A 25370-nucleotide genomic window follows, 5' to 3' on the forward strand; every position below is an offset into this window, starting at 1 on the left:
AGGCGGGGGGCAATCCCCGCCTTTCGTCTTTGCGTCGCATTGCCTTGCCCTGCCCCAAGGATTACCTTGGCCCCTAGTCATCAGGAGACCAATATGCCGTTTCGCCCGCTACTCATAGCCACGTTGGTGGCATTTTGGGCGCAGCCCTTGGTCGTGCAGGCCCAAACTGCCGAAGCGGTTTTAGAGAACATTGACAGCGGGGCCTATTTGGCTGCGCGCGTGGCGGGCGCAGCCAATGATTACCGCGAGGCCGCGCATTGGTTTACCCGCGCGATGATAGCGGCACCCGACGACCAAGCCTTGATGGAAGGAGCTATTGCGGCCCATATCGGTGCGGGAAATATGGTAGGCGCGATTGCGGTAGCCGGAAAGTTGAAGGCGATGGGGGTGAATTCGCCCGCGGCTGAACTGGTGTTGATGGCCGATGAGGCAAAGCGCGAGGATTACGCCGCCTTGCAGGCCAAGCCAAAGGATGGGCGCACGGGTGCTTTGCTGTTGGACGGTTTGGTTAATGCTTGGGCCGAACTGGGCACTGGCCGGATGTCCGAGGCGCTGGACGCCTTTGATACGATGGGGGAAACCGAAGGCTTGAAAGGGTTTGCGCTGTTTCACAAAGCGCTTGCCTTGGCCTCGGTGGGCGACTTTGAAGGCGCCGAAGCAATTATGTCAGGCGAAGCCGAAGGGGCAATAGCGTCGATGCGGCGAGGCACCGTGGCCCATGCGCAAATCCTGAGCCAGTTGGAGCGCAACACCGACGCGATTGCCGTGCTGGACGCGTCGTTTCCAGGGGACACCGACCCCCAAATCCGAGCGCTGCGGACGCGGCTGGAAGCAGGCGAGCCGGTTCCATTTGATATTGTGCGCGACGTGACGGATGGTTTGGCCGAGGTATTTTTCACCCTTGGTCTGGCGCTTAACGGCGAGGCCGCAGACGAGTTTACGCTGCAATATGCGCGCGTGGCGATGTATTTGCGCCCAGATCATGCCGAGGCCACATTGCTGGCCGGCGCGATGTTGGAAAACCTGAAACAATATGATCTGGCGACGGCCGCCTATGCGGTTGTGCCGCAAACGGATGGTGGGTTTTTCGCCGCCGAGATTGGCCGCGCACGGTCTTTGCTTGGGGCGGATAAGCTGGACGCAGCGCTTGAGGTGCTGACCGCCTTGACACGCAATAACCCCGACCAACTGTCAGTGCATCTGGCGCTGGCTGACATGTTACGCGGGGCTGAACGCTGGGCCGAGGCGAATGCGGCCTACGATGCAGCCATCGCCTTAGTTCCGCAGCCTGCAATGCCGGGCTATTGGTCCGTTTATTACAGCCGCGCCATTGCGTTGGAACGTCAAAAGCTGTGGGACCGCGCCGAGGCCGATTTCCGCAAGGCGTTGGAACTGGCCCCCGATCAGCCGCAAGTGCTGAACTATTTGGGATACAGCTTTTTGGAACGCGGCGAGAATTTCGACGAGGCCTTGTCGATGATTGAGCGCGCGGTAGCCCAGCGCCCTGACAGCGGCTATATTATTGACAGTCTGGCATGGGGCTATTTCCTAGCGGGCCGTTATACCGATGCGGTGGAACCGATGGAACGTGCGTCGGTGCTGGAACCCGTCGATCCCGTGGTGACCGACCATTTGGGCGATGTGTATTGGGCTGTAGGTCGCACGCTGGAGGCGAATTTCCAGTGGCGGCGTGCGCTGTCGTTTGACCCAACCGAGGAACTGGCAACACGCATCCGCCGCAAACTGGAGATTGGGTTGGATGCCGTTCTGATTGAAGAAGGCGCAAAATCGCTGGACGCCGTTGCGAATGATTAATGAGTTTGCCTATGCCAAGGTAAACCTGACGCTTCATGTGACGGGGCAACGGGAAGACGGATATCATCTTCTGGACAGTTTGGTGGTGTTTGCGGGGATCGCAGACAGGCTTTATGCCGCGCAGTCGGGCGTGTCATCGCTAACGCTGGAGGGGCCTTTCGGGGCGGCCATCCCTGCCGATATGAACAACCTTGTGCTGCGCGCAGCGGCGGTGTTTTCAGCCGATCGAGGCGTTGCATTTACGCTGCAAAAGAACCTGCCGCCTGCGTCGGGTATTGGCGGTGGGTCTGCCGATGCGGCGGCCGCCATTCGTGCCATTCTGCGGATGCTGAACGAGGATGGGGATGCAAAGGCCATAGAAGCAATGTTTGCCTCCCTCGACCGCGCGGCGGTGCTGCGCCTTGGTGCCGATGTTCCCGTATGCCTGATGTCGCACCCTGCACGGATGCGCGGGGTTGGTGAGGACATGGCGTTGGTCAATTGCCCCGAATGCTGGATCACCTTGGTGAATCCGCAGGTCGAGGTGCCGACGCCGCAGGTTTTTGCCGGATTGCGCAGCAACACCAATGCTGCGATGCCCGAGATTTTGCCGGATTGGGCCGATGTCCGCGCTTTGGCCGATTGGTTGCAAAGCCAGCGCAATGATCTGGAGGCCCCAGCCCTTGCCATTGCGCCCGTTATCGCCGATGTTTTGGCCGCCTTGCGCGCCCAGCACGCCACGCTGATTGCGCGGATGTCGGGATCAGGGGCCACCTGTTTTGCCCTGTCTGAAACCAAAGCCGAAGCCGAGCGGATTGCCACCGCGGTGCAGGCGCAGAACCCGAAATGGTGGGTTGCATCGGGTGTGGTTTATCCGGGGCGTGCGGCGGCGCTTAGCTGATCCGAGACACGACGTAATCGGCCAGATCGCGCAGCATATCTCGTAACTCATGGGCAGGCAGTTCGGCCAGTGATGAGCGGGCAATATCGGCCCAGCCCAGCGCATCCTTGCGGGCGGCCTCCATTGCGCCGTGGCGCGCCATGATTGCTATCGCCTGTTCCAGATCGCCGTCCTGCTGGTCACCTTTTGTGATAGTGCGCTGCCAAAAGGCGCGTTCTTCATCATTGGCCAGCGCCACCGCTTTGATCACCGGCAGCGTTAATTTGCGTTCGCGGAAATCATCGCCGTTGTTTTTACCAATCGCTTGTGCCGAGCCGCCGTAATCGAGCAAATCGTCTACAATCTGAAAGGCGATGCCCAGCGCATCACCATAAGCAAACAGCGCCAGGACATGTGCCTCGGGGGCACCTGCGATCACGCCGCCCACCTCGGTTGCGGCAGAAAACAAGGCGGCAGTTTTGCCGCGCACGACTTGTAGGTAAATCGCCTCGGTCGTTGCCAAATCCTGGGCGGCCGTCAGTTGTAGCACCTCGCCTTCAGCGATCGTGGCAGATGCATTGGCGAGGATGTCCAGCACCCGCAGCGACCCTGTTTCGACCATCAGCTGAAAGCTGCGGGAAAACAGGTAATCACCGACCAGAACGGATGTTTTATTGTCCCAGAGCAGATTGGCAGTGGGGCGGCCACGACGGCGTTCGCTTTCATCCACCACGTCATCATGCAGCAAGGTTGCGGTGTGGATAAATTCAACCGTTGCGGCCAAATGCACATGGTAAGGGCCGTCATAACCACACATGCGCGCCGCCGCCAAGGTCAGCAAGGGACGCAGGCGTTTGCCGCCAGCTTCAACCAAATGCGCGGTCACTTCGGGTATGCGCGGCGCATGTTCGGACGCCATACGCAGGCGGATCAGCTCATTCACCGCCGCCATATCGGACGCCAACCATGCGGCCAGCCTATCCTGCGGTTTTGCGATGTCTTGATCCATAACGTCCCCCAGCCTTCTCTTGTGTCCAGTCACAACTATGACACAGACCTCGACAGACAAGCGCCTAACGATTATGTCCGAGCTATGAAAGAACTTTTGCGCACAACCGACCCCACAATTATCCCTTGGGCCACCGCCATACTTAATGGCGAAGGTATAGAGACGTTTGAGCTGGACGTCCATATGAGCGTGTTGGACGGTTCGATGGGCATTTTGCCACGGCGGTTGATGGTGCTGGACAGGGACCTGTTTATCGCGCGTGCCGTTTTGAAAGATAATGAGATCCCGACTGGCCAATAAGCAGGGCCGTAGGCGGGGCAGCAAAAAGGGCGTTTATGTTCCCCGATGATGCAGTGACCGACGATGCGTTTCTGGGCGGGCGTTTGCAATTGTGGCAACCCAAGCAGGGATACCGTGCCGCCACCGACCCCGTTTTGCTGGCCGCTTGTTGCTCTGCCCGAACAGGGCAGTCGGTGCTGGATCTGGGATGTGGCGCAGGGGCGGCATCGCTGTGTTTGGGGGTAAGGGTGCAGGGGGTGGTACATTCGGGGCTAGAGCTGCAGACGGAATATTCCGATCTGGCACGGCGGAATGCAGCCCGCGCAGGGATTGCCTTTGACGTATACGAGGGGTCTGTGCTGGACATGCCGCGCCCACTGCGCCGCGACTTTGACCATGTCATCACCAACCCGCCCTATTACCCGCCAGCAGGCACCCCCGCCGCCGACACAGGCCGCGACACCGCCTTGCGCGAACAGGTGTCTATTGCCGATTGGATCGCCGCCGCCAAGCGGCGGGTGGCCCCTTTGGGGTGGTTAACGCTGATTGTACGGGCCGACCGAATGGGCGATGTGATGGTGGGATTGGGCAGCAGCATGGGATCAATAACCATCCTGCCAGTGGCGGCGCGCAACGGGCGTGAGGCAGGGCGCGTGCTGATCCGAACCCGCAAAGGCGGGCGGGCAGGGTTGCGGCTGTTGGCCCCGTTGATCTTGCATGATGGCGACACACATCCCGGCGACCGTGACAACCATTCGCCAGCGGCCGAGGCCGTTTTCCGGCGGGGTGAAGGGCTTGGAGCGCTGTTTACATAAGTTTTAGGCAAAGGATGGCCGAGGCGTTCCGGTTTTTGGTGACAAGATGCAGAGTTTATGTTGCAATGGTGTTACGATAACCAATTAAAGGAGGAAACGAATGACTATCGCTTCGCACCTGCAGGAATTGCGCAGAAAGCATGAAAACCTTTCGTCAATGGTTGAACAAGCCCAGCGCAGCCCCGGTGCAGATCACCTTAAGGTTGCCGAATTGAAAAAACAAAAGCTCAAGCTGAAGGAAGAGATTACGCGGCTGGCCCAATAGCGGGATTAACCCACGGCGCTGGCGCGTGCCGCCAGTGCCGCACCTGCCGTTATGAGCACGGTCGCGATGGCCAAGGTTGCCGTAGGGTCTGAAATGCCAGCCGCGACAAGGATGAGGGTAGACAGCAGCGGGGCGGCATAGGATGCGACGCCCAAAAGCTGGATGTCACCCCGTTTCATTCCGATATCCCATGTGAAGAAGGCGGCACCAACGGGGCCGATCCCCAGCGCTGCGACTGAAGCCCAACCCAGAATGCCACTGGGCCACTGGGTGCGCTCAATCACGAGATGCGCGATCGCGGACAAGGCTGCGGTAGCAAGACAGTAGATCGTAACACTTTCCGTTGGCACGGCGCCAAATCTGCGCGACAGGATGGAATAGCTGGACCAAGTTAGCGCGCATAGAAAGGCGAGGCCGAGGGCGGGGTAGGAGATTGCAGCGCTGCCGGATTTTGCGGTGAGGACAATAAGGGCCGCGCCGATGAGCGCAATGATCGCGCCCGCAATGTGGCCCTTGCGCAAATGTTCGCCCGGCAGGAGGCCGGAAAACAACACAATAAAGAGCGGCCACAGATAGGCGATAAGCCCCGTCGAGGCATTCGGCCCAAGCCGGAAGGCAGTAAAATAGAGCGCGTGATAGCCAAAAAGACCGAGTGTGCCAAAGACATAGGCCTGCCAAGGCACGGTTTTAAGGATGCCAAGCCCTGCGCGCCGCGCCGTCCAGACCAACCCGATTGCACCACCGATGCCAAAGCACATCGCGCTGAGCAGGAAAGGCGGAACGGGGGATGAGCCGATGGTGAGTAAGGCCAAAAACGCCCACATCAGGACGGCAGAAAAGCCGATGGTCGTGGCGCGGGTGCGGGACATGTGCTGGGGGCTTTCAGAGTGAGGCCAAGGCTGATCTTAGGTATTTTGGCCAAGATGAAACCGCAATAACAAAAGGGGCCAGCGGTTTGCCAGCCCCTTTTGAGTAGGTTTGATCGCGGTCAGACGAAAAACTGCGCGCCGTTCGCGCTGATGGTCGAACCGTTGATAAAGCCCGCATCGTCGGAAACGAGGAAGACCACGCAGCGCGCGATTTCCTCAGGCTCGCCCAGACGGCCTGCGGGGATGCCTGCGATGATGGAGTCGCGCACCTTTTCCGGCACTGCCATGACCATTTCGGTCGCAATATAGCCGGGGCAGATGGCGTTGGCGGTGATGCCGGCGCGCGCGCCTTCTTGGGCCAGGCTTTTCACGATGCCCAGATCACCTGCTTTGGTTGCGGCATAGTTCACTTGGGCGAACTGACCTTTTTGACCATTGATCGACGAAATCACCACAACCCGGCCGAATTTGCGCTCACGCATGCCCGGCCAGATGGGGTGAACCGTATTGAACACTCCGGTCAGGTTGGTGTCGATAACCTGATGCCACTGTTCGGGCGTCATTTTGTGGAAGGGTGCATCGCGGGTGATGCCTGCGTTGGCGACCACGATGTCGATCGGACCAAGATCGGCCTCGACCTGCGCGATACCGGCCTTGGACGCGTCATAATCAGCGACGTTCCATTTGTAGGTTTTGATCCCCGTCTCGGCGGTGAATTTGGCGGCGGCGTCATCATTACCCGCATAGTTGGCGGCGACGGTATAGCCTGCACTTTTCAAGGCAGTGGCGATGGCCGCGCCAATACCGCGCGACCCCCCGGTGACAAGGGCGACTTTAGACATAATATCTCCTCCACGAGATTGCTTTGAAATAGTGTTAGCGATAATCGAATGCGGACGCAACATTGTTGCGCCCGCATTTTTCAACCAAAAGCGTTATGGACGTTCAAGGCACATGGCCACGCCCATGCCGCCACCAATACACAGGGTCGCAAGGCCCTTTTTCGCGCTGCGACGCTTCATTTCAAACAGGAGGGTGTTGAGGATACGCGCGCCAGACGCACCGATCGGGTGGCCGATGGCAATCGCGCCGCCGTTCACGTTGACCACATCGGGGTTCCACCCCATGTCTTTGTTCACAGCGCAGGCTTGGGCGGCAAAGGCCTCATTCGCTTCGACCAGATCAAGGTCGGCGGCGTTCCAGCCAGCTTTGGTCAGCGCTTTGCGGCTGGCGTGGATTGGGCCCACACCCATGATTGCGGGATCGAGACCCGCGGTGGCATAAGACGCGATACGGGCGAGCGGGGTCAGGCCGCGTTTTGCAGCCTCCGCCTCGGTCATCAGCAAAACGGCGGCGGCGCCATCGTTCAGGCCCGAGGCGTTCGCAGCGGTGACTGTGCCGTCTTTGGTGAAAGCGGGGCGCAGTTTTTGCATTGATTCGAGCGTGGCACCGTGGCGGATATATTCATCCGCATCGACAATGATGTCGCCCTTACGGGTTTTGATGGTGAAGGCGACGATTTCATCGGCAAAACGTCCGGCCTTTTGCGCGGCTTCTGCCTTGTTTTGGCTGGCCACGGCAAAGGCATCCTGCATTTCACGGCTGATTTGCCATTTTTCAGCAACGTTTTCGGCGGTTTGGCCCATGTGATAACCGTTGAACGCATCCCAAAGACCGTCTTTGATCATGCTGTCGATCATCTTCATGTCGCCCATTTTGGTGCCAGACCGCAGATGTGCCACATGCGGCGACATCGACATGTTTTCCTGACCACCCGCGATAAGGATCGAGGCATCGCCGAGTTGCACATGCTGTGCGCCCAAGGCAACGGCGCGCAGGCCCGAGCCGCAGACCTGATTCAGCGACCAAGCCGAACCTTCTTGCGGCAATCCTGCCAGAATATGCGCTTGGCGCGCAGGGTTTTGGCCTTGGCCAGCCGTCAGAACCTGACCCAGAATGGTTTCTTCAACTTCGGCCTTATCAACGCCTGCGCGGGCGATCACTTCGGAAATAACAGCCGCGCCCATTTCATGTGCGGGTGTATTTGCAAATGCGCCGTTAAAGCTGCCTACAGCAGTCCGCGCTGCTGAAACGATTACCACATTGGTCATGCTAGGTTCCTTCCCCCATTGTCGGCAGTTTTGCCGGAATACGACAACAGTTTCCTGCGCCGCCCTGCAGCATGGCTAAGGCCAGCAGGATCAAAAAGCAAGGTTTTCACACCAGCTTGCAGAGGTAAGAGTGACGCATGGGAAGCGGGTTAGGCGGTTTTGTCCGAGCGGGCATTTCCCCAATCGGGGCGCACAGTTGGCGCCCCAAACAAATAGCCTTGCATACAACCGATTCCGGCCGCTTGCAGCCATTCGGCGTCGGCCACCTCTTCAACCGATTCTGCGACCGTGAGCATGTCAAAATGATGTCCGATCGACATAAGGGCACGGGTTAACGCCTGGTTATCGCAGTCGGCATGGATGTTGCGGATGAACTGCCCGTCAATCTTGATCACGTCAAAAAAGAAATCGCGGAAATAACGAAAGGCGGTATTGCCTGCACCAAAATCATCAAGGGCAAAGGACACGCCTTGCGATTGCAGATCATCCATAAAGGCGATGACCAATTCCGGCACCAGCATCGCCGAGCTTTCGGTGATTTCCAAAATCAGCCGTTCGCCGATGGTTTTATCGGCAGACAGGCCTTTGCGCAGAACTTTCATCCAGCGCGGATACCCGACCGACCGCGCCGACATATTGATGGACAGGCGTACATGTGGAAAACGGGCAAGCGCGGTCAACCCGATTTCCAGCGCGACGCAATCGATTTGGCGGCCCAGCTCATCCGCCTCGACCGCGTCGATGAAATCACGGGCGGGAATAACGCGGCCCGTGGGGTCGATGACGCGCATCAACCCTTCGTAAAAGGCGATGCGCGACGGGTCAGAGCCCACAACAACAGGCTGAAAAGCAAGGCGCATCCGTTTTTCCTGGATCGCTTGGCGCACCATCGACATGGTTTCACGATCACGGGCCGCAATTACAGCAGCCAGCGGACTTTCATCGCCTGGCCGTCGGTCTATGCGATTGATAAATGCCATGCTGTGCCCCCGCAGATGATAGGGAATCCCCCTGAATTGTTCAGCTACTGTGACCCAACCAGCGTAAAGGGCTGGTAAAAATTCACGGATTGTTCCAATTTTAGGGACTTATTGCCCCTGATCAGAAAGCGCCCCATGACGACATGCACTTGGCCTGGCACCGATCCGATGTATCTTGCCTATCACGACACGGAATGGGGCGTGCCGGAATGGGACAGCCGTGCGCTGTGGGAAAAGCTGATCTTGGACGGGTTTCAGGCGGGGCTGTCGTGGATTACTATATTGAGAAAACGTGATGCGTTTCGGGATGCGTTTGAGGGGTTCCATCCCGAAGTCATCGCCAAATGGGGCGAGGAGGACGTGCAGCGCTTGCTGGCCAATGCCGGCATTGTGCGGCATCGCGGCAAGATTGAAGGCACCATAAAATCCGCCCGCGCCTATTTGAAGATTGAGGCCGATGTCGGGTTTTCCAACTGGCTTTGGGCCTATGTGAATGGCGCCCCGCTGCAAAGCAATTTCGTAACAATGGCCGAGGTTCCGGGATTTACCCCGCTCTCGACACAAATCTCAAAAGATCTGAAAAAGGCAGGCTTTACCTTTTGCGGGCCAACGATTGTTTATGCCTTCATGCAGGCCACGGGCATGGTGAACGACCATATGATCGGCTGCCCCTGCCACGCGAAACTGGCGGGATCAGGGAGCGGTAAGGGCATCTAGCATCGCGCGGGCATCGGCGCTGTCCCATTCCGCATCGCCAATCAGGCGCGCGACTTCGCGGCCCTCTGGGTCCAATATCACGGTCAACGGCAGGCCAATAATCTCCATCTGACGCGCCAAGGCCGATTTCGGATCAAGCAAAACGGGCAGGTTTTGCACGCCGATTTCTTCAAAAAACCGCGCCACGGCGGCGGGCGGGTTGCGGCCTGTGGCCACCGTCACAACGGTCACGCCGGTATCGGCAACAGCAGCGGCCAAACGGTCAAGGCTGGGCATTTCCTTGCGGCATGGTGCGCACCATGTGGCCCAAAAGTTCAGCACGACCCATTGGCCCTGCCATTCGGCCAAATTGCGATCTGCGCCTGCCATATCGGCCAAAACCTCGGGCGGTAAATCCTTGGCCTGTTCGTGAAACACCAGCTTGCGCATATCGCCTGCAAGGGCGGATTGGGCCGCCGCAACATCGGCCTGCACGGGATTTGCACCAAGCGCACAGGCGGTATAAAGGACAGCTAGGATATTCCGCAACATTTCATTCTCCTTAAGGGGCAACCCATGACCGACACGACCAAATCCGCAACTGCAAACGCCATGTGGGGCGGCCGCTTTGAAGGCGGACCCGACGCGATCATGCAGGCGATCAACGCCTCTATCGGGTTTGACCGCCGTTTGGCCGCGCAAGATATTGCAGGGTCGCGCGCCCATGCGGCGATGTTGGCCGCACAGGGTATTCTGACCCATAAAGATGCCGAAGCGATCCGTGAAGGGCTTCTCACGGTGTTGTCAGAAATTGAGGGCGGAAAGTTCCCGTTTCGGGTGGAATTGGAAGATATCCACATGAATGTGGAGGCACGGCTAAAGGAAATTATCGGCGAGCCTGCGGGACGGTTACACACAGGGCGGTCGCGCAATGACCAAGTCGCGGTGGATTTCCGGCTGTGGGTGCGTGACCAATGCGATGCGGCGATTACGGGGCTAGAGGCGTTGATGAAGGCGTTTCTGGCACAGGCCGAGGCGGGGGCCGATTGGGTGATGCCCGGTTTTACCCATTTGCAAACCGCGCAGCCCGTAACGTGGGGCCACCATATGCTGGCCTATGTGGAAATGTTTGCGCGCGATCGGTCGCGGTTTATCGATGCGCGGGCGCGGATGAATGAATGTCCGTTGGGGGCGGCGGCGCTGGCAGGCACGTCTTTCCCGATTGATCGCCACGCCACCGCTGCGGCTTTGGGTTTTGATCGGCCCACGGCCAACAGCCTTGATTCGGTGTCCGACCGCGATTTCGCGTTGGAATTTTTATCGGCCAGCAGCATTTGCGCGATGCACCTGTCGCGCTTTGCAGAAGAGTTGGTGATTTGGTCATCCGCCCAGTTCCGCTTTGTCCGTTTGTCGGACAAATGGACCACGGGCAGTTCCATCATGCCGCAAAAGAAAAACCCCGATGCAGCGGAATTGTTGCGGTCCAAGTTGGGGCGGATTTTGGGGGCCACGGTGGCGCTGTTTACCGTGATGAAGGGATTGGCGCTGACCTATTCCAAGGACATGCAGGAAGATAAGGAACAAACCTTTGATGCCGCTGACAGCCTTATGCTGGGCCTTGCCGCGATGACGGGGATGGTTGGCGATATGACCGCGCTGCGCGACAATCTGAAACTGGCAGCGGCCAGCGGGTTTTCGACGGCAACCGATCTTGCCGATTGGTTGGTGCGCGAATTGAACCTGCCGTTCCGCGATGCCCACCATGTGACGGGCACGCTGGTCGCGATGGCCGAAAAGGCCGGGATTGACCTGCCAGAGCTGACGCTGGCACAGATGCAAACGGTGCATGCGGGTATTCGGGCCGATGTTTTTGATGTGTTGGGTGTGGAAAATTCGGTGCGCAGCCGTATGTCCTATGGTGGTACGGCACCTACCCAAGTGCGCGCGCAGATTGCCCGTTGGAAAGATGTGTTGAAATGAAACTGGTCTTTGCCGTGATGGTAGTCGGGCTTGGGGCGTGTTCCGCGCCACGTTTGAACGCCAATATCGGTATTGGTGCCGGTGGCGTGACGGTTACCCCTGCGGTCACCGCACGGGTTGGCGGCGCCAATATTTCGGTCAGCCCATAACAAAAGGAAGCCCTATGCGCGCACTATATCTTCTAGCCACACTCGCCACACTTGCTGCTTGCGGGGCAGATGGCCCTCCATCAGCCCCCGGCCTTTCGGTTTCGGGCGATGCCCGCGTTGGCGTGGCGGTGACAAACTGATGTCACCATTGCGCATGGCTTATCTGGTGCTAGCCGTTTGGGGGGCTGTGCATCCGATGTATTGGTTCGTGACCTATATGGCGGAAACAGGCACGGGGTTAAGCGGGTTGATTGACGCGTGGTATGTAAACGCATCCACCACGGGCCTGACATGGGATCTGACGATTGCGGCCCTTGCGCTGACCCTGTGGATTATCGCAGAGACACGCGTGCGGAAAAACTGGTCGGCGCTGATCGCCATTCCGGCCACGTTTTGCATCGGGGTGTCCTGCGGCCTTCCGCTTTATTTGTTCTTGCGCACGCGGCCTGTCACCTGAACTTGTGGTAGTTTCCCCTTGGCAAACGCCTGTCCGCAGGCCACGCTGGATGCTATCCATAAGGGAAAGCCATGAACACGATGACCCACAGCCCGAACATGACATTTGAGGCCGAACGCGTAGACATGGCCGCCGCCTTTCGCTGGACTGCGCGGCTAAACATGCACGAAGCGGTGGCGAACCACTTTTCGCTGGCCGTGTCGCATGATGGCAAGGATTTCCTGATCAACCCAAATCAGCGGCACTTTTCCTTGATCAAGGCCAGTGATTTGCTGTTGCTGAACGCCGATGACCCCGAGGCGCTGAACCGCCCCGATGCGCCGGACCCGACCGCATGGGGCCTGCACGGGTCGATCCACCGCCATGTGCCGCATGCCCGCTGTGTGATGCATGTCCATTCGATATTTTCCACCGTTCTGGCCAGCTTGGCCGACAGCCGCCTGCCTGCGATTGACCAAAACACCGCGATGTTTTTCAACCGCGTGGTGGTCGACGAAGGCTATGCCGGTTTGGCGTTTGAGGATGAAGGCACGCGCTGCGCCGCGATGCTGCAAGACCCAAAGCATAAGGTGATGGTGATGGGCAATCACGGCGTTTTGGTGCTGGGCAGTTCGGTCGCCGATGCGTTCAACCGATTGTATTATTTCGAACGCTCCGCTGAAACCTATATCCGCGCGTTGCAAACGGGGCAGAAACTGCGGTTTTTGTCGGATACGGTTGCCGAAGGCGTGGCCGATGCGATGGACCATTACGATGGCCAAGCCGACCGTTTCATGTCCGACATCAAGACCCTGCTGGACAAATCCGAACCCGATTTCCGCAACTGACCTTCCGGTGCTTGGCTGTGCCTGCGATACCATGTAAACGCTTGGCCAAGCAGGTTGCACCACGGGGGCGAGTTTGGACCATTTTCTGTATAAAGACGGCGTATTGCATGCCGAAGACGTGGCGATTGCCGACATTGCAGCGCAAGTTGGCACGCCGTTTTACTGCTATTCCAGCGCCACCCTTACCCGCCATTACCAACTGTTCACCGAGGCACTGTCTCCCCTGCCGCATCTGGTGTGTTTTGCGATCAAATCCCTGTCCAACGTGGCCGTGCTGAAACTGCTGGGCGATTTGGGTGCGGGGATGGATGTGGTATCGGCTGGCGAATATATGCGGGCGCGGGCGGCAGGTGTGCCGGGTGATCGAATCGTGTTTTCCGGCGTGGGCAAAACCCGCGCGGAAATGCGGCTGGCTCTGACTGGCGGCATCCGGCAGTTCAACGTCGAATCAGAACCCGAAATGCGCGCGTTGTCCGAGGTGGCGCAGGGCTTGGGGCTGGTGGCACCCATCACCATTCGGGTGAATCCCGATGTGGATGCCAAAACCCATGAGAAAATCTCAACCGGGAAAAAGGGCGATAAATTCGGCATCCCGATTTCGCGTGCCCGCGAAGTCTATGCCGAGGCGGCCCGCCTTCCCGGCCTGAAAATTGTTGGTATCGACGTGCATATCGGCAGCCAATTGACCGCGCTGGAACCGTTCGAGACGGCGTATCTGAAGGTCGCCGACCTGACCCGCGCCTTGCGCGCCGATGGGCATACGATTGAACGGCTCGACCTTGGGGGCGGTTTGGGGATTCCCTATGCCCGTGACAACAACGCGCCGCCCTTGCCAATGGACTATGGCGCACTGATCAAGCGCACCGTGGGCGATTTGGGCTGCGAAATTGAAATTGAACCCGGCCGCCTGATTTCCGGCAATGCGGGGATTTTGGTGTCCGAAGTGATCTATGTGAAAAACGGTGAAGACCGCGATTTCCTGATTATTGACGCCGCGATGAATGACCTGATCCGCCCTGCGATGTACGGATCGCACCATGACATCATTCCGGTGGTTGAGGCGGCGGCGGCGGCGGAGCAAACCCCTTATGACATCGTAGGCCCGATTTGCGAATCTGGTGACACCTTTGCCAAATCGCGCAACCTGCCGAAATTGACCGAAGGCGCGCTGGTCGCGTTCCGCTCGGCGGGCGCGTATGGCGCGGTGATGTCGTCTGAATACAACTCTCGCCCGCTGATCCCCGAAGTTTTGGTGAAAGATGATCACTTTGCGGTCATCCGCGCACGTCCAACGTTTGACGAAATGCTTTCTCGGGATACCATCCCCGAATGGCTGTGATGGAATGCGGCCAAAAGGCAGGGTAAATGACGCAAGCACCGCGCGACCACGTTGCAGCCCAGTTGAAACGCCCGCTTGCGCTGACGCAGGCGGGGCTGTGGGCTGAACGGCTGGCGCGCTGTTTCTGGCCGCTGTGGACGGTGCTGATTGGCACGCTGGCTGTGCTGGCCTTTGGCTTGCAAGATTTCGTGCCGTTGCCCGCCGTGTGGACGGGGCTTGCGCTGGCAGCCGTGGCAGTGCTTTGGACCGCGTGGCGTGGTTTTCGCCAGTTTCGACGCCCCCTGCCCCAAGACGCGCTGGACCGATTGGATGCTACGCTTCCTGGCCGACCGATTGCAACACTGGCAGACACCCAAGCGATTGGCGCCAGTGACCCCGCATCACAGGCCGTATGGGCCGCGCATCAGGCCCGCATGGCCCGTGCAGCGGCGGGTGCAAAAGCCGTGGCACCCGATTTGCGTTTGGCCGCGCGTGACCCGTTTGGCCTGCGGTATATTGCGCTGACGGGTTTGGTGATGGCGCTGCTGTTCGGCTCACTTTGGCGGGTTGCGTCGATCACCGGGCTAGGGCCAACGGCGGCGCAAGCACTGGCCAACGGGCCAAGCTGGGAAGGCTGGGTGCAGCCACCCCCCTATACCGGCAAGCCCGCGCTGTATTTGAACGACATTGACCGCGTGGAATTTGAAGTGCCAAGCGGCAGCCGTGTGCAGCTGCGCTTTTACGGCGAGGTCGGCGCGCTATCGCTGACCGAAACCGTATCGGGGCGGCTTGAGGCTGGCGATGCAACTGCGCCGACACAGGACTTTGACATCACCCAAAGCGGCGAACTGGCGATTGACGGCCCGAATGGCAGGACATGGTCGATCAAGGTGGGCCGCGATGCACCGCCCAGCGTAAGTGCTGTGGGCGAGTTGACACGAGAGGCCGACGGCCGTTTGAAACTGCCGTTCGAGGCCAAGGATGATTTTGGCGTGACGGGTGGCAAAGCTGTGATTTCGCTGGATATGGGCGCGTTGGACCGCCGCTATGGGTTGGCTGTTGATCCCGAAAATATCGATCCTGTGACACTGGATTTGCCTTTGCCGATCAGCGGGCAGCGCACCGATTTTGCCGAAACTTTGGTGGATGATCTGTCCAAACACGTCTTTGCCAATTTGCCCGTGACGATCGATTTGTCCGTCACCGACACACCGGGCCAAACCGGCGTTGCCGCCCCCTTGCATGTCACCCTGCCCGGCAAGCGGTTCTTTGACCCGCTGGCGGCCGCAGTGATTGAAATGCGCCGCGATTTGCTGTGGTCACGCAGCAATGCCCCCCGCAGCACCCAAATTTTCAAGGCACTGACCCATCGCCCCGAAGGGCTTATCCGCAATGAAAAGGCCTATTTGCGGCTGCGTGTGGCCTTGCGCCGTTTGGACGCCGAGGCAAATGCGCTGACCGTAGAGACGCGGGATGAATTGGCCGAAGCGTTTTGGGACATTGCTCTGCTGATCGAAGAGGGGGATTTGCAAAGTGCGCGCGAACGTCTGAAACGCGCGCAAGACCAGCTGGACGAAGCGATCCGCAACGGCGCCGACCCCGCCGAGATTGACAAGCTGATGCAGGAACTGCGTGAGGCGATGGACGACTACATGCGCCAGCTTGCCCAAGAGGCCGAGCGCAACCCGAATGGCGAGGCCGCGAACGAGCAGGAGTCGATGGAGATTACTGGCGACCAGTTGCAAGACATGCTGAAAGAGCTGCAAAAGCTGCTGGAAGAAGGCCGGATGGAAGAGGCCGCCGAGCTGATGGAAATGCTGCGTCAGTTAATGGAAAATATGCAAGTCACCCAAGGCGAAGGCGGCCAAGGTGGACCCGGCCAGAAAGCGATGAAAGACCTTGGCGACACCCTTCGCGACCAGCAAGACCTGTCCGATGACAGCTTTTCCGAATTGCAAAACCCGGGGCAACAAGGCGAGCAGGGTGAGCAGCAAGACGGCCAGCAAGATGGGCAACAAGGCGAGCAAGGGGAACAGGGCGAAAACGGGCAATCCCAAGAAGGTGTGGGCAACGAAGGTCAGGGCCAGGGCAAAAGCCTGCAAGACCGCCAAAGCGAATTGCGCAACCGCCTTGGGCGGTTGAACGGCGATATGCTGCCAGGTGCGGGGTCTGACCAAGGCGAAGCAGGCCGCCGCGCGCTGGATGAAGCGGGCCGCGCGATGGAAGAGGCGGAACGTGCGCTGCGCGAGGGCGACTTGCCCGGCGCATTGGACCGTCAGGCCGAGGCGATGGAATCCATGCGCGAAGGTATGCGCAATCTGGGCGAGGCCATGGCACAAGAGCGCCGCGAGAACGGAAATGACGGCCAAGGCGAGGCTGTTGGCCGCGCCGACCCCAATTCCGCTCGCGACCCATTAGGGCGAGAATCCGGCGAAGGCGCGCGCATTGGGTCAGACCGCAACCTGCTGCAAGGTGATGACGTGTACCGCCGCGCGCAGGATTTGCTGGATGAAATCCGCCGCCGCCAAGGCGACCAAGCGCGCCCCGAAAGCGAACGCGACTATCTGAAACGGTTGTTGGATATGTACTGAAAGCGGGCGCGCAAGCGGTTAGCTTTGCGCCCCACCTGTCAGGTTTTGCAGGCCCGAAATAGCATTGCGCATCACGCTATCAAGCCAGATCCGCGCGGCATCAACCATTGACACATAGCTTTCCAGCGCAGCTTTGGTTGGCGGAAACTGTTCGGCGATCTTGGGCGCTGCAAGGTAGGTCGCGATCAAGACAACCGCGATCAACAGCATTAAGGAAAATCCGCTACGGAACCCCGAACTTGATGCAGGATTGTCTGACTCCGGTTGTGCCATTGCCAGTTCATCGCCGCTACGGTTTTCGGTGCTGGCGCGCAAGGTCGAATTGATCTCTTCGATATCGGGCAACAAGTCGCGGCGCGCAGTTGGTTTTTCGGGTGTTTCAGGTTCTGGCTCGGGCCCGCGCAAACGCGCTAAGCGGTCACGAACCGCTTTCGCAGCACTTGCTGCCCCTGTGGTTTCCTCCAACCCCAAATCGGGCTGGGATTCCAAGGACCGCGGCGTTTCAGAACGGCGCACAGCGGTTTCACGCTCGGCCTCTTCACGCAAAACTGCCATCAGGCTTTCGTCAAGGCTACGGCGAGGGGCCAGTGGTGGTGGGGTCATAGCACTGGCCGACGGCTCCGGCTTTACGGCGTCGGGTTTAACCGCGTCAGCTTTTGCATCTTCAGTTTGCGGCCTCGAAGGCAATGGAGGAGGCGCGGGCATGGGCGGCGGGCTTGGCATCGCAGAAGGGGGTGTTGCGGCTGCCGGCATCGCTGCTTTTGGCGTGCCAATTCCTTCGGGTCTACGAATTGGGGCCGGTACGGGGCCGATATCATTATTGCCTTCTTTGGCGTCATCATCCCAAACACCAGCTTTACTTGCATCGTTGCCAACGACTTGGCCTTGCTGTGAAACGGCGGCTGGGGGCGTGTTAGGCTGTGATGCCTGTGGCCTCTTGGCTGCACCAAACAGCGCGTCTTCGGCATCACGCTCTGCCTCTAGGTCGGGGGGAAGCTGGAACCAAGTATGGCCGCAATTTGAACATTGGACATCACGCCCCGCATCCGCGATGGCGCCATCATCAACTTCATACTGAGCTTCGCAATTCGGGCATACTAGCCGCATTTGCTTTTTCTCCGCGCCTTAGCTAATCGTCCCATACCACTTTGTAGACCCGAAATTAAGGATATCCAAGCCTTTGTCCTCATTGTGTGTACAATAGGGCGTTGAAACCTCCCTCACTCTGGGCAAAACTGCAACAAATCAAGCGGTGTGGCGCTGCATCACACGCCAAACTAGACGGAGCATCGTGTGATCGCTTTAGAAAATGTCGCCTATTCCTATGGCGGGGGGGAATTGCTATCCGAGGTCAGCTTGCGTCTGGCGCCCGGGTCGTTTCACTTTCTGACAGGCCCATCGGGGGCGGGAAAATCGACTCTGCTGAAACTGTGCTATGCGGAATTGCTGCCAACTGCGGGCCGTGTGACCTTGTTTGACCGCGAGGTGCGCAGCCTGAACCGGGACGAGGTGGCGCTGTTGCGCCGCCGAATTGGGGTCGTCCATCAAGATTGCCAGTTCATTGACCATTTGCCTTTGGCAACCAATGTAACCTTGCCCGCGATTGTGTCGTCCCGAACGTCCGAACTGGCCGATCTTGAGGATTTGCTGAACTGGGTCGGCTTGGCCAAGCTGGCCGATGCCTTGCCGCCGCAACTGTCGGGGGGCGAACGCCAACGCGCGGCCCTTGCGCGGGCCGTGATGATGTCGCCCGATGTGGTGCTGGCGGATGAGCCCACCGGCAACCTTGATTGGGACATGTCGCTGCGGCTGCTGACACTGCTGGTCGAGCTGAACAAAATGGGAAAGACCATTCTGGTGGCGACCCATGACCTGAACCTGATCCGTGCGGCGAAACAGCAGGTGCCCGCCCGTGTACTGCGGATCGTCAAACGCAGGGTGCAACTCGCGGGGGCCGATCTGTGAAACTGCTGGCCCTGACCGAGATTTTCCGTGGCGACAGTCAAGCCGACCGTGTGGTCCCGCCTTCGGGGCATACCGCGTGGCTGACCAGTTTTACCGCCGCCGCCATGACCTTTCTGGCGGTGTTCGCCATGGCGCTGTCGCTGGCTTCGGGGCGGTTGGCCGACCGTTGGGGTGATGCGCTAGCCCGCAGTGCCACCATCCGCATTTCTGCGCCCGCAGGCCAGATGGATGCGCAAACCCGCGCCGTGTTGGATGTGTTGGCCACTACCCCCGGCATTGAACGCGCCCGCGCGATGTCTGATGCCGAACAGCGCGCCTTGTTGGAACCCTGGTTCGGCCCCGATCTGCCCTTGGATGCCCTGCCCGTTCCGCGCCTGATCGAAGTGACCGAAGACAGTGACGGCTATGACAGCGAGGGCCTTCGCCAACGCCTTGCAGCCGAGGCCCCGGGGGCCGTGCTGGATGATCACACGCGTTGGCGCAAACCGCTGGCCTTGGCCGCGGGTCGGTTGCGACTGCTGGGGCTGACGTCCATTTTGCTAATCGGGGCGACGATGGCCGCGATGATTACGCTGGCCGCGAATGCCGCACTTTCCGCCAATGCCCAAGTGATCCGTGTGTTACGTTTGGTGGGCGCTAAGGATGCCTATATCGCCCGCGCCTTCGTGCGGCGCTTCACGCTGCGCACACTGACAGGCTCGGCGGTTGGCGCGCTTTTGGGGCTGATCGGGGTGGCTTTCTTGCCGTCCGCCGATGTGGCAGGCGGGTTTCTGACGGGTCTGGGTTTTCAAGGTGCGGGCTGGCTCTGGCCGTTCGTGCTACCTCCCCTCGCCGCTCTTGTTGCGTTCTTCGCCACCCGCTTTGCCGCCTTTCGCAAACTAAAGGAACTGACCTGATGCGCTATGCCCTCCAATGGCTGTTGTCGTTAATCTTCATCATCCAGATGTATATCGCGATGCTCGTGGTCGGTGTTTTGTACCTGCCCTATGCGCTGATCACCCCTGACGGCGCGCTGGCGGGGTGCCATGCCTATTGCCGCTGGGTGATTTTTTCATTGCGCGTTCTAACCGGCATGCGCTGCGAGGTGCGCGGCACGCCCCCAACCCACCCCGTGCTGATTGCCGCGAAACACCAAAGTTTTCTGGATATTTTGATGATTTTTCATGCCGTGCCGCGTGGCCGCTTCATCATGAAGAAAGAGTTGGTCTATGCCCCGGTTTTAGGCTGGTTTGGCCTGCGGATCGGCTGCGTACCTGTTGATCGTGGCAAACGCGGGGTGGCGATTACCAAGATGATGGCTGCTGTGAAATCAGGTGCGCAAAAAGCAGGACAGCTGATCATTTATAGCCAAGGCACCCGTGTCGCACCGGGCGTCAAAGTACCTTATAAGGTCGGCACCGCAGCGTTGTATCTGCAACTGGGTCAGGATTGCGTGCCAGTTGCAACCAATGTCGGCGTGCTTTGGCCCAAACGCGGAATTTTGCGCAAACGCGGGCTGGCGGTAGTCGAATTTTTACCAACAATTCCGCCTGGACTGACCAGTGCCGCGTTCATGGAGCGACTGGAACGCGAGGTTGAAACCGCATCCGATGCGGTGATGGCCGAGGCCGGGTTTCGCGTGTCCGACTAGGGTCGACACACGATCAAAACGCGAACACATCCGCCTGCGGTAAACACATTGGAAAGGAATCATAGTTAAGGTCTGGTGCTAGGGCAGAACGCCCCAAACAGCCATGGGACCTTTATGAATTTTTGGCTTTCATTACATCGAACGATCTTTGCCATGGTCTATGGGCTTTGCGGAGCACAGGGAATCGCCTCACCCGCAGCGCTGTGCGAGGAGGCCGCGCAGTTTGCGTCACACCAGACAGGTGTTCCTCTGTCGATCCTGCGGGCCGTTACCCTTGCTGAAACCGGCAATACGCAGGCCAGCGGCGGGGGGTTTGACGCCTGGCCCTGGGCCGTCATGGCCGACCTCAAAGGTCATTGGTTTCCCGATCAATACACCGCAATCGCTTTTGCCGAAGAACAGATTACGCAAGGCAAAAGCAACGTGGATATCGGTTGTTTTCAACTGAACATACGCTGGCACGCAACTGCGTTTCAAAGCGTGTCGGATATGCTTTCGCCGCAAAACAACGCTCTTTACGCTGCAAACTTTCTGCAAGATCTCTATATCAAAACCGGCGACTGGCGCGCCGCAGTGGGCCGTTATCATTCACGTGATGGGGCACGGGCCGAAGCCTATGTTCGGCGACTAGAGACTATTTTTGATAGGCACCTCGGCACGATGGCCCCCTCTTTCGATGCACCCGCAATGGTGGCCTTTGCAGATCCAGAGCGCGCAAAACACCGGCAGGTTTATGAAAGATTCGGCTTGGTGTCGGCGCGCGGCCCCCTGTTGCAAACCCCGTCACGTGCGCGCCCACTTATCGGGGACGTGCCATGAACCAATTGACCTTGCGAAGTGTCTTTCAGCCAACCATCCTGCTCGCGCTCGCCCTGATGGCCGTGATCGTGATGATGGTGTTACCGGTGCCGTCTTGGATGCTGGATATTGGGCTGGCAATTTCATTTGCGCTAGCTATTTTGATGTTTACTGTAACGCTGTTCATCCAGCGCCCACTTGAATTTTCCGCCTTCCCTACAATCCTTTTGGCCTCGCTCATGCTGCGGCTATCGCTCAACGTATCATCAACCAAACTCATCATTGGCCAAGGTCATACTGGCACAGGCGCGGCAGGCAAAGTGATCGAAGGCTTTGCCAATTTCGTTATGGGCGGGTCTGTTTTGCTGGGCGTTGTGGTGTTTTGCGTCCTGCTGATCGTAAACTTTATGGTGATCACCAAAGGCGCAGGACGCATGGCCGAAGTCGGCGCACGCTTTGCGCTTGACGGGATGCCCGGCAAACAGCTGGCAATCGACAGCGATATGTCAGCCGGCGCGATCGACCACACCGAGGCAAAGCGGCGGCGCGAAACCGAACTGGCCGAAACCAACTTTTTCGGCTCTTTGGATGGCGCTTCGAAATTCGTAAAGGGCGATGCTGTTGCAGGCTTGCTTATCACAATTCTGAACATCGTGATGGGGCTGATCATCGGCACAGTGGTTCACGGCATGCCAATCGGCCAGGCTTTTGAAACCTATGCCATTCTGACCGTCGGTGATGGGCTGGTCAGTCAAATCCCGGCAGTGATCATCTCTATCGGTGCAGCGCTTCTTTTGGCGCGTGGGGGGCAAACCGGTGCTGCCGACGTATCCTTTTTTGCCCAGTTGGGCCGCTATCCCGGCGCTTTGGCTACGGTTGCCTTTCTGATGGCGCTTTTTGCACTGGTGCCGGGGATGCCCTTCGTTCCCTTCATCATCGGCGCGTTGGTTTTGGGAGGCGCGGCCTATTGGGGGGCAAATGAAGCCGCAAAACCCAAAGTCGAAGAGGGAGAGGCTGCGCCTCCCGCCACTGAACGCAAACTTGGCGATATCCTTGATTTTGACGACATCCACATCGAGTTCGCCCCAGATCTTGTGCCGATGGTGCTGGATCCGGCGACTGGCCTCGACACCCGTATCGCCAATATGCGCAACCACATCGCCAGCGCCTTTGGCATCATTCTTCCCGAGATTCGCCTAACAGATGAGGCGTCGCTGCCTGCCGGCACCTATAGGATCCGCTTGCAAGGCGTGGAACAGGTGCGGGATCGCCTGCTGCCAGACCGCGTTTTGGCGCTACTGTCTGATGGCATGCCGCCACCAGACGGCATGGATGTCCGCGAACCTGTATACGGCGCCCCAGCGCGATGGATTCCCCCTGATGCCCAAGAGGACGCTGCCATTCAGGGTTTCACTGTTGTGTCACCGACCGAAGTTCTGGCGACACACCTGTTGGAAGTGCTTAAAAACAACCTTTCTCGGCTGTTGTCATTGCGCGGTTTGCGTCGCCTGTTAGATGAATTCGTAAACTTGTCGGAACCGACCCGCGCCCAAGCTAACAAGCGTCTTTTGGATGAATTGGTGCCCGATAAGGTGCCTGTCGATCTGTTACTTGCCGTGCTGCGTTTACTGTTGGAAGAACGCGTTTCCATCCGCAACCTGCCGCTCATTTTGGAAAGCATCGCCGAAGCGCGCGGCATGGGCGCGCCTGAAGCAATTTGCGAACATGTTCGTCAGCGGCTTGGCTTTCAGCTTGTTGCAGGATTGCGCCGCGAAGACGGTACAATTCCGCTGATCCAGCTGGCCCCCGAGTGGGAAAAAGCCTTTGTGACCTACCAAATCGACGGTGACAAAGGTCAGCGCGATGTTGCCCTGCCCCCTGATCAGTTCAGCCGATTGGCCAACAACATGGCCGAAAAGCTGAACAAGGCCGCGGAAAATGGGGTACAGCCCGCCCTTGTCACATCGTCCCTGCGCCGCCGCTTCATTCGCACCGTACTGGGCGCTCGTGGGGTGACAACACCAGTTCTGTCATATGAGGAAATCGGACTTGAGGCACGCCCCGCGATGATCGGGCAAGTTCCCGCATGACCGATTTTCTTACCCCATTGACCGAGGCGAGCAATCTGACCGAAGGCTGGCTTTGGGCCGCGTTTCTGGTTTTCTTGCGGATCGGCGCGGCAATGGCATTGCTTCCTGCCTTCGGAGAGCAAGTCGTGCCGCAACGCATTCGCCTTGCACTTGGCCTATGCTTTACCGCCGTCGTTTTACCTGCCGTACTGGACCGTGTAGCCCCGTTAACAGCTGCACTTGCGCCGCAGATAGCGACCGAAGTGATGGCGGGTCTGTCGATTGGTATCGGTCTGCGATTGTTTGTGCATGCCCTACAAATTGCGGGGACCTTGGCCGCGCAATCCACCTCGCTCTCCCAGCTCTTTGGTGGGCAAGCTGCCGAACAGCAACCAACCATGTCCCACATATTTGTCATGACGGGGCTTGCCTTGGCCGTAATATCTGGCTTTCACATCCGAGTGGCGGAAGTTTTTATCTATTCTTACGACGTGATGCCTCCAGGCCAGTTTCCGAGTGGAGATGGCCTGGCAAATTGAGGGCTAAATCAGATAAGCCACGCCTTTGAACTGGCCTTTACGATGGCGGTACCGTTCTTGGCCGCCTCGGTCATTTACAACATTGCCCTGGGCGTCATCAATAGGGCGATGCCCCAATTGATGGTCATCTTTGTCGGCGCGCCAGCGCTCACGCTTGGTGGGTTGGTTCTGCTCGCAATAGCAGCACCTCTCCTGCTCAAGCTTTGGATTGATGCTTTCAACGCCTATCTTGGCAACCCGTTTGAAGGCCTGTCATGAGCGATGATCAAGACGCCTCTGAAAAAGAACACGAGGCATCTCAAAAAAAGCTCGCCGATGCCCGAGAAAAAGGGGAAATCCCCCGTTCAAATGACCTTGTCACCGCAGGGTCCTATGCGGGCCTCCTTTTGGCAGGGGCAACAATTGGTGGTACCAGTCTTCTTAAGGCAGGTGAGAATGCGAGTATTCTTTTGGGTCAGGCGGATCAACTCTCAACACAGCTTTTGAACGGCGCGGGCAACAGCCTGCTCGGGATCCTAAGCAGCTTCGCAGGCGCGCTTTCGATCTTTTTTATCCTGCCATTCGCGGCAGCCGCACTGATGGTTGCGCTGCAACGCACATGGCTGTTCACGCCTTCAAAGCTTGAACCAAAGCTAAATCGAATATCGCCCCTATCGGGCGTGAAAAATAAATTCGGGCGCAAAGGCCTGTTCGAATTTACGAAAAGCTTCTTCAAACTGCTGATCATTTCCGTTCTGCTTTTTGGCTTTCTCACCTATCAAGTCAATGATTTCGCAAATATGATTTACCTAACTCCGGCACTTTCTACTGCACTCTTGCTCATGAAGGTGGTGAAGTTCTTGGCCCTGGTGACAGTGCTGGCCTTGGTGATCGGCGGGATCGATTATATCTGGCAGCGTGCTGAACATTTGCGATCCAATCGAATGTCCCGCAAAGAGCTTGAGGACGAACATAAAAACTCAGAAGGCGACCCCTATCTAAAAGCAAAGCGGCGTCAAAAGGCCCAAGAGTGTTGATTGTCACTGAGAACTGACCCGGCATTGTCACCGCGATTTGACCCACCCATTAGTTATGTTCTCTATGTCATGATGGCGTCAATGCTGTTGCCTCCTTTCGCTTTTTCTTCGCTGTTTCGGAGCTGGCCTTGAAGCGGTAGCTGTCATTGCCAGTCTCGAGGATGTGGCAGCGATGGGTAAGACGATCGAGCAGTGCGGTGGTCATCTTGGCATCGCCGAACACGCTGGCCCATTCGCTGAAGCTCAGGTTGGTGGTGATGATGACGCTGGTGCGTTCATACAGCTTGCTCAGAAGGTGGAAGAGCAATGCACCGCCAGAGGCACTGAACGGCA

27 protein-coding genes and 1 pseudogene are annotated in these 25370 nt (G+C 58.4%); 20 read left to right on the forward strand and 8 right to left on the reverse strand.

What is annotated here, in order from left to right; translation table 11 throughout:
• Positions 1-93: 93 nt before the first annotated feature.
• Together G560_RS0112545 and G560_RS19250 are read left to right on the forward strand one after the other, a co-directional pair.
• The gene (locus G560_RS0112545) at positions 94-1815 is read left to right on the forward strand and encodes a tetratricopeptide repeat protein (RefSeq protein ID WP_033419398.1); all 1722 of its coding nucleotides are present in this window, start codon (positions 94-96) and stop codon (positions 1813-1815) included.
• Positions 1808-2695, forward strand: a complete 888-nt coding sequence (locus G560_RS19250; protein ID WP_022704657.1) for a 4-(cytidine 5'-diphospho)-2-C-methyl-D-erythritol kinase — start codon at positions 1808-1810, stop codon at positions 2693-2695. Before G560_RS0112545 ends, G560_RS19250 begins: the two co-directional genes overlap by 8 nt.
• Here the strand turns inward: G560_RS19250 and G560_RS0112555 are convergent.
• Entirely contained in the window at positions 2688-3683 is a 996-nt protein-coding gene (locus G560_RS0112555) for a polyprenyl synthetase family protein (protein ID WP_022704658.1), read from the reverse strand. The two genes, G560_RS19250 and G560_RS0112555, sit on opposite strands and share 8 nt — an antisense overlap.
• 84 nt (positions 3684-3767) lie before the next feature.
• On the opposite strand from G560_RS0112555, the gene G560_RS0112560 reads away from it, so the two are divergent.
• From G560_RS0112560 to G560_RS20690, 3 genes are all read left to right on the forward strand, one after another.
• Entirely contained in the window at positions 3768-3983 is a 216-nt protein-coding gene (locus tag G560_RS0112560; protein WP_022704659.1) for a putative signal transducing protein, read from the forward strand.
• A 35-nt stretch (positions 3984-4018) separates the two neighbouring features.
• The gene (locus tag G560_RS0112565) at positions 4019-4777 is read left to right on the forward strand and encodes a tRNA1(Val) (adenine(37)-N6)-methyltransferase (protein ID WP_022704660.1); all 759 of its coding nucleotides are present in this window, start codon (positions 4019-4021) and stop codon (positions 4775-4777) included.
• A 100-nt stretch (positions 4778-4877) separates the two neighbouring features.
• Positions 4878-5042, forward strand: a complete 165-nt coding sequence (locus G560_RS20690; RefSeq protein WP_081647655.1) for a DUF465 domain-containing protein — start codon at positions 4878-4880, stop codon at positions 5040-5042.
• 5 nt (positions 5043-5047) lie between these two features.
• On the opposite strand, the gene yddG is transcribed toward G560_RS20690, so the two are convergent.
• The 4 genes from yddG to G560_RS0112590 all read right to left on the reverse strand — a co-directional run bounded on the left by yddG (position 5048) and on the right by G560_RS0112590 (position 9002).
• The gene (yddG, locus tag G560_RS0112575; protein WP_022704661.1) at positions 5048-5911 is read right to left on the reverse strand and encodes an aromatic amino acid exporter YddG; all 864 of its coding nucleotides are present in this window, start codon (positions 5909-5911) and stop codon (positions 5048-5050) included.
• A gap of 119 nt (positions 5912-6030) precedes the next feature.
• Complete coding sequence (phbB, locus tag G560_RS0112580; protein WP_022704662.1) at positions 6031-6753, reverse strand: acetoacetyl-CoA reductase; 723 nt, start codon at positions 6751-6753, stop codon at positions 6031-6033.
• Positions 6754-6846: 93 nt separating this feature from the next.
• On the reverse strand, positions 6847-8022 hold the full coding sequence (locus tag G560_RS0112585) for an acetyl-CoA C-acetyltransferase (protein ID WP_022704663.1): 1176 nt from the start codon (positions 8020-8022) through the stop codon (positions 6847-6849).
• A gap of 149 nt (positions 8023-8171) precedes the next feature.
• Positions 8172-9002 carry an EAL domain-containing protein gene (locus G560_RS0112590; protein ID WP_022704664.1) on the reverse strand — a complete coding sequence of 277 codons (831 nt, stop codon included), beginning with the start codon at positions 9000-9002 and terminating at the stop codon, positions 8172-8174.
• 135 nt (positions 9003-9137) lie between these two features.
• On the opposite strand from G560_RS0112590, the gene G560_RS0112595 reads away from it, so the two are divergent.
• Positions 9138-9719 (forward strand): DNA-3-methyladenine glycosylase I, encoded by a 582-nt coding sequence (locus tag G560_RS0112595; protein ID WP_022704665.1) that lies wholly within the window; start codon positions 9138-9140, stop codon positions 9717-9719.
• On the opposite strand, the gene G560_RS0112600 is transcribed toward G560_RS0112595, so the two are convergent.
• Complete coding sequence (locus tag G560_RS0112600; protein ID WP_022704666.1) at positions 9696-10250, reverse strand: TlpA family protein disulfide reductase; 555 nt, start codon at positions 10248-10250, stop codon at positions 9696-9698. The two genes, G560_RS0112595 and G560_RS0112600, sit on opposite strands and share 24 nt — an antisense overlap.
• Positions 10251-10274: 24 nt before the next feature.
• On the opposite strand from G560_RS0112600, the gene argH reads away from it, so the two are divergent.
• From argH to G560_RS0112630, 7 genes are all read left to right on the forward strand, one after another.
• A complete protein-coding gene (gene argH, locus G560_RS0112605; protein ID WP_022704667.1) occupies positions 10275-11678 on the forward strand; it encodes an argininosuccinate lyase in 1404 nt (467 codons plus the stop codon).
• Positions 11675-11827, forward strand: a complete 153-nt coding sequence (locus G560_RS21040; RefSeq protein WP_022704668.1) for a hypothetical protein — start codon at positions 11675-11677, stop codon at positions 11825-11827. Before argH ends, G560_RS21040 begins: the two co-directional genes overlap by 4 nt.
• 14 nt (positions 11828-11841) lie before the next feature.
• Positions 11842-11967, forward strand: coding sequence for a hypothetical protein (locus tag G560_RS21635; protein WP_269430445.1), 126 nt, complete (start codon positions 11842-11844; stop codon positions 11965-11967).
• Positions 11967-12284 (forward strand): DUF2834 domain-containing protein, encoded by a 318-nt coding sequence (locus tag G560_RS0112615; protein WP_022704669.1) that lies wholly within the window; start codon positions 11967-11969, stop codon positions 12282-12284. The genes G560_RS21635 and G560_RS0112615 overlap by 1 nt, the downstream gene beginning before the upstream one ends.
• 71 nt (positions 12285-12355) lie before the next feature.
• A complete protein-coding gene (locus G560_RS0112620) occupies positions 12356-13111 on the forward strand; it encodes a class II aldolase and adducin N-terminal domain-containing protein (protein ID WP_022704670.1) in 756 nt (251 codons plus the stop codon).
• 73 nt (positions 13112-13184) lie between these two features.
• The gene (gene lysA, locus G560_RS0112625; RefSeq protein WP_022704671.1) at positions 13185-14450 is read left to right on the forward strand and encodes a diaminopimelate decarboxylase; all 1266 of its coding nucleotides are present in this window, start codon (positions 13185-13187) and stop codon (positions 14448-14450) included.
• A gap of 26 nt (positions 14451-14476) precedes the next feature.
• Complete coding sequence (locus tag G560_RS0112630) at positions 14477-17020, forward strand: TIGR02302 family protein (protein WP_022704672.1); 2544 nt, start codon at positions 14477-14479, stop codon at positions 17018-17020.
• A gap of 18 nt (positions 17021-17038) precedes the next feature.
• On the opposite strand, the gene G560_RS20695 is transcribed toward G560_RS0112630, so the two are convergent.
• The gene (locus tag G560_RS20695; RefSeq protein ID WP_081647656.1) at positions 17039-18127 is read right to left on the reverse strand and encodes a zinc-ribbon domain-containing protein; all 1089 of its coding nucleotides are present in this window, start codon (positions 18125-18127) and stop codon (positions 17039-17041) included.
• A 186-nt stretch (positions 18128-18313) separates the two neighbouring features.
• Here G560_RS20695 and G560_RS0112640 point away from each other — a divergent pair, with 186 nt between their 5' ends.
• The 7 genes and pseudogenes from G560_RS0112640 to G560_RS19270 all read left to right on the forward strand — a co-directional run bounded on the left by G560_RS0112640 (position 18314) and on the right by G560_RS19270 (position 25037).
• The gene (locus G560_RS0112640) at positions 18314-18985 is read left to right on the forward strand and encodes a cell division ATP-binding protein FtsE (RefSeq protein ID WP_022704675.1); all 672 of its coding nucleotides are present in this window, start codon (positions 18314-18316) and stop codon (positions 18983-18985) included.
• Positions 18982-19881 carry a cell division protein FtsX gene (locus G560_RS0112645; RefSeq protein WP_022704676.1) on the forward strand — a complete coding sequence of 300 codons (900 nt, stop codon included), beginning with the start codon at positions 18982-18984 and terminating at the stop codon, positions 19879-19881. Before G560_RS0112640 ends, G560_RS0112645 begins: the two co-directional genes overlap by 4 nt.
• Positions 19881-20615 carry a lysophospholipid acyltransferase family protein gene (locus G560_RS0112650; RefSeq protein ID WP_022704677.1) on the forward strand — a complete coding sequence of 245 codons (735 nt, stop codon included), beginning with the start codon at positions 19881-19883 and terminating at the stop codon, positions 20613-20615. Before G560_RS0112645 ends, G560_RS0112650 begins: the two co-directional genes overlap by 1 nt.
• A gap of 114 nt (positions 20616-20729) precedes the next feature.
• A complete protein-coding gene (locus G560_RS19260) occupies positions 20730-21434 on the forward strand; it encodes a lysozyme family protein (protein ID WP_022704678.1) in 705 nt (234 codons plus the stop codon).
• Complete coding sequence (gene flhA / locus G560_RS0112660) at positions 21431-23503, forward strand: flagellar biosynthesis protein FlhA (protein ID WP_022704679.1); 2073 nt, start codon at positions 21431-21433, stop codon at positions 23501-23503. Before G560_RS19260 ends, flhA begins: the two co-directional genes overlap by 4 nt.
• Positions 23500-24279 (forward strand): annotated as a pseudogene (locus G560_RS20025) (flagellar biosynthetic protein FliR). The gene flhA and the pseudogene G560_RS20025 overlap by 4 nt, the downstream one beginning before the upstream one ends.
• Positions 24276-25037 (forward strand): EscU/YscU/HrcU family type III secretion system export apparatus switch protein, encoded by a 762-nt coding sequence (locus tag G560_RS19270; protein WP_022704680.1) that lies wholly within the window; start codon positions 24276-24278, stop codon positions 25035-25037. The pseudogene G560_RS20025 and the gene G560_RS19270 overlap by 4 nt, the downstream one beginning before the upstream one ends.
• Before the next feature lie 67 nt (positions 25038-25104).
• Here G560_RS19270 and G560_RS0112675 read toward each other — a convergent pair.
• On the reverse strand, positions 25105-25370 hold a 266-nt coding region (locus G560_RS0112675), incomplete at its 5' end, for an ATP-binding protein (RefSeq protein WP_022704681.1).

The organism is Pseudorhodobacter ferrugineus DSM 5888, assembly GCF_000420745.1.
In the GTDB taxonomy this organism is placed as follows: Bacteria; Pseudomonadota; Alphaproteobacteria; order Rhodobacterales; family Rhodobacteraceae; genus Pseudorhodobacter; species Pseudorhodobacter ferrugineus.

Excerpts from the sequence above, each read along its gene's own strand:
- G560_RS0112545 (WP_033419398.1), top strand. The coding sequence starts at position 94 with ATGCCGTTTCGCCCGCTACTCATAGCCACGTTGGTGGCATTTTGGGCG.
- G560_RS19250 (WP_022704657.1), top strand. The coding sequence starts at position 1,808 with ATGATTAATGAGTTTGCCTATGCCAAGGTAAACCTGACGCTTCATGTG.
- G560_RS0112555 (WP_022704658.1), bottom strand. The coding sequence starts at position 3,683 with ATGGATCAAGACATCGCAAAACCGCAGGATAGGCTGGCCGCATGGTTG.
- G560_RS0112560 (WP_022704659.1), top strand. The coding sequence starts at position 3,768 with ATGAAAGAACTTTTGCGCACAACCGACCCCACAATTATCCCTTGGGCC.
- G560_RS0112565 (WP_022704660.1), top strand. The coding sequence starts at position 4,019 with ATGTTCCCCGATGATGCAGTGACCGACGATGCGTTTCTGGGCGGGCGT.
- G560_RS20690 (WP_081647655.1), top strand. The coding sequence starts at position 4,878 with ATGACTATCGCTTCGCACCTGCAGGAATTGCGCAGAAAGCATGAAAAC.
- yddG (WP_022704661.1), bottom strand. The coding sequence starts at position 5,911 with ATGTCCCGCACCCGCGCCACGACCATCGGCTTTTCTGCCGTCCTGATG.
- phbB (WP_022704662.1), bottom strand. The coding sequence starts at position 6,753 with ATGTCTAAAGTCGCCCTTGTCACCGGGGGGTCGCGCGGTATTGGCGCG.
- G560_RS0112585 (WP_022704663.1), bottom strand. The coding sequence starts at position 8,022 with ATGACCAATGTGGTAATCGTTTCAGCAGCGCGGACTGCTGTAGGCAGC.
- G560_RS0112590 (WP_022704664.1), bottom strand. The coding sequence starts at position 9,002 with ATGGCATTTATCAATCGCATAGACCGACGGCCAGGCGATGAAAGTCCG.
- G560_RS0112595 (WP_022704665.1), top strand. The coding sequence starts at position 9,138 with ATGACGACATGCACTTGGCCTGGCACCGATCCGATGTATCTTGCCTAT.
- G560_RS0112600 (WP_022704666.1), bottom strand. The coding sequence starts at position 10,250 with ATGTTGCGGAATATCCTAGCTGTCCTTTATACCGCCTGTGCGCTTGGT.
- argH (WP_022704667.1), top strand. The coding sequence starts at position 10,275 with ATGACCGACACGACCAAATCCGCAACTGCAAACGCCATGTGGGGCGGC.
- G560_RS21040 (WP_022704668.1), top strand. The coding sequence starts at position 11,675 with ATGAAACTGGTCTTTGCCGTGATGGTAGTCGGGCTTGGGGCGTGTTCC.
- G560_RS21635 (WP_269430445.1), top strand. The coding sequence starts at position 11,842 with ATGCGCGCACTATATCTTCTAGCCACACTCGCCACACTTGCTGCTTGC.
- G560_RS0112615 (WP_022704669.1), top strand. The coding sequence starts at position 11,967 with ATGTCACCATTGCGCATGGCTTATCTGGTGCTAGCCGTTTGGGGGGCT.
- G560_RS0112620 (WP_022704670.1), top strand. The coding sequence starts at position 12,356 with ATGAACACGATGACCCACAGCCCGAACATGACATTTGAGGCCGAACGC.
- G560_RS0112630 (WP_022704672.1), top strand. The coding sequence starts at position 14,477 with ATGACGCAAGCACCGCGCGACCACGTTGCAGCCCAGTTGAAACGCCCG.
- G560_RS20695 (WP_081647656.1), bottom strand. The coding sequence starts at position 18,127 with ATGCGGCTAGTATGCCCGAATTGCGAAGCTCAGTATGAAGTTGATGAT.
- G560_RS0112650 (WP_022704677.1), top strand. The coding sequence starts at position 19,881 with ATGCGCTATGCCCTCCAATGGCTGTTGTCGTTAATCTTCATCATCCAG.
- G560_RS19260 (WP_022704678.1), top strand. The coding sequence starts at position 20,730 with ATGAATTTTTGGCTTTCATTACATCGAACGATCTTTGCCATGGTCTAT.
- flhA (WP_022704679.1), top strand. The coding sequence starts at position 21,431 with ATGAACCAATTGACCTTGCGAAGTGTCTTTCAGCCAACCATCCTGCTC.
- G560_RS19270 (WP_022704680.1), top strand. The coding sequence starts at position 24,276 with ATGAGCGATGATCAAGACGCCTCTGAAAAAGAACACGAGGCATCTCAA.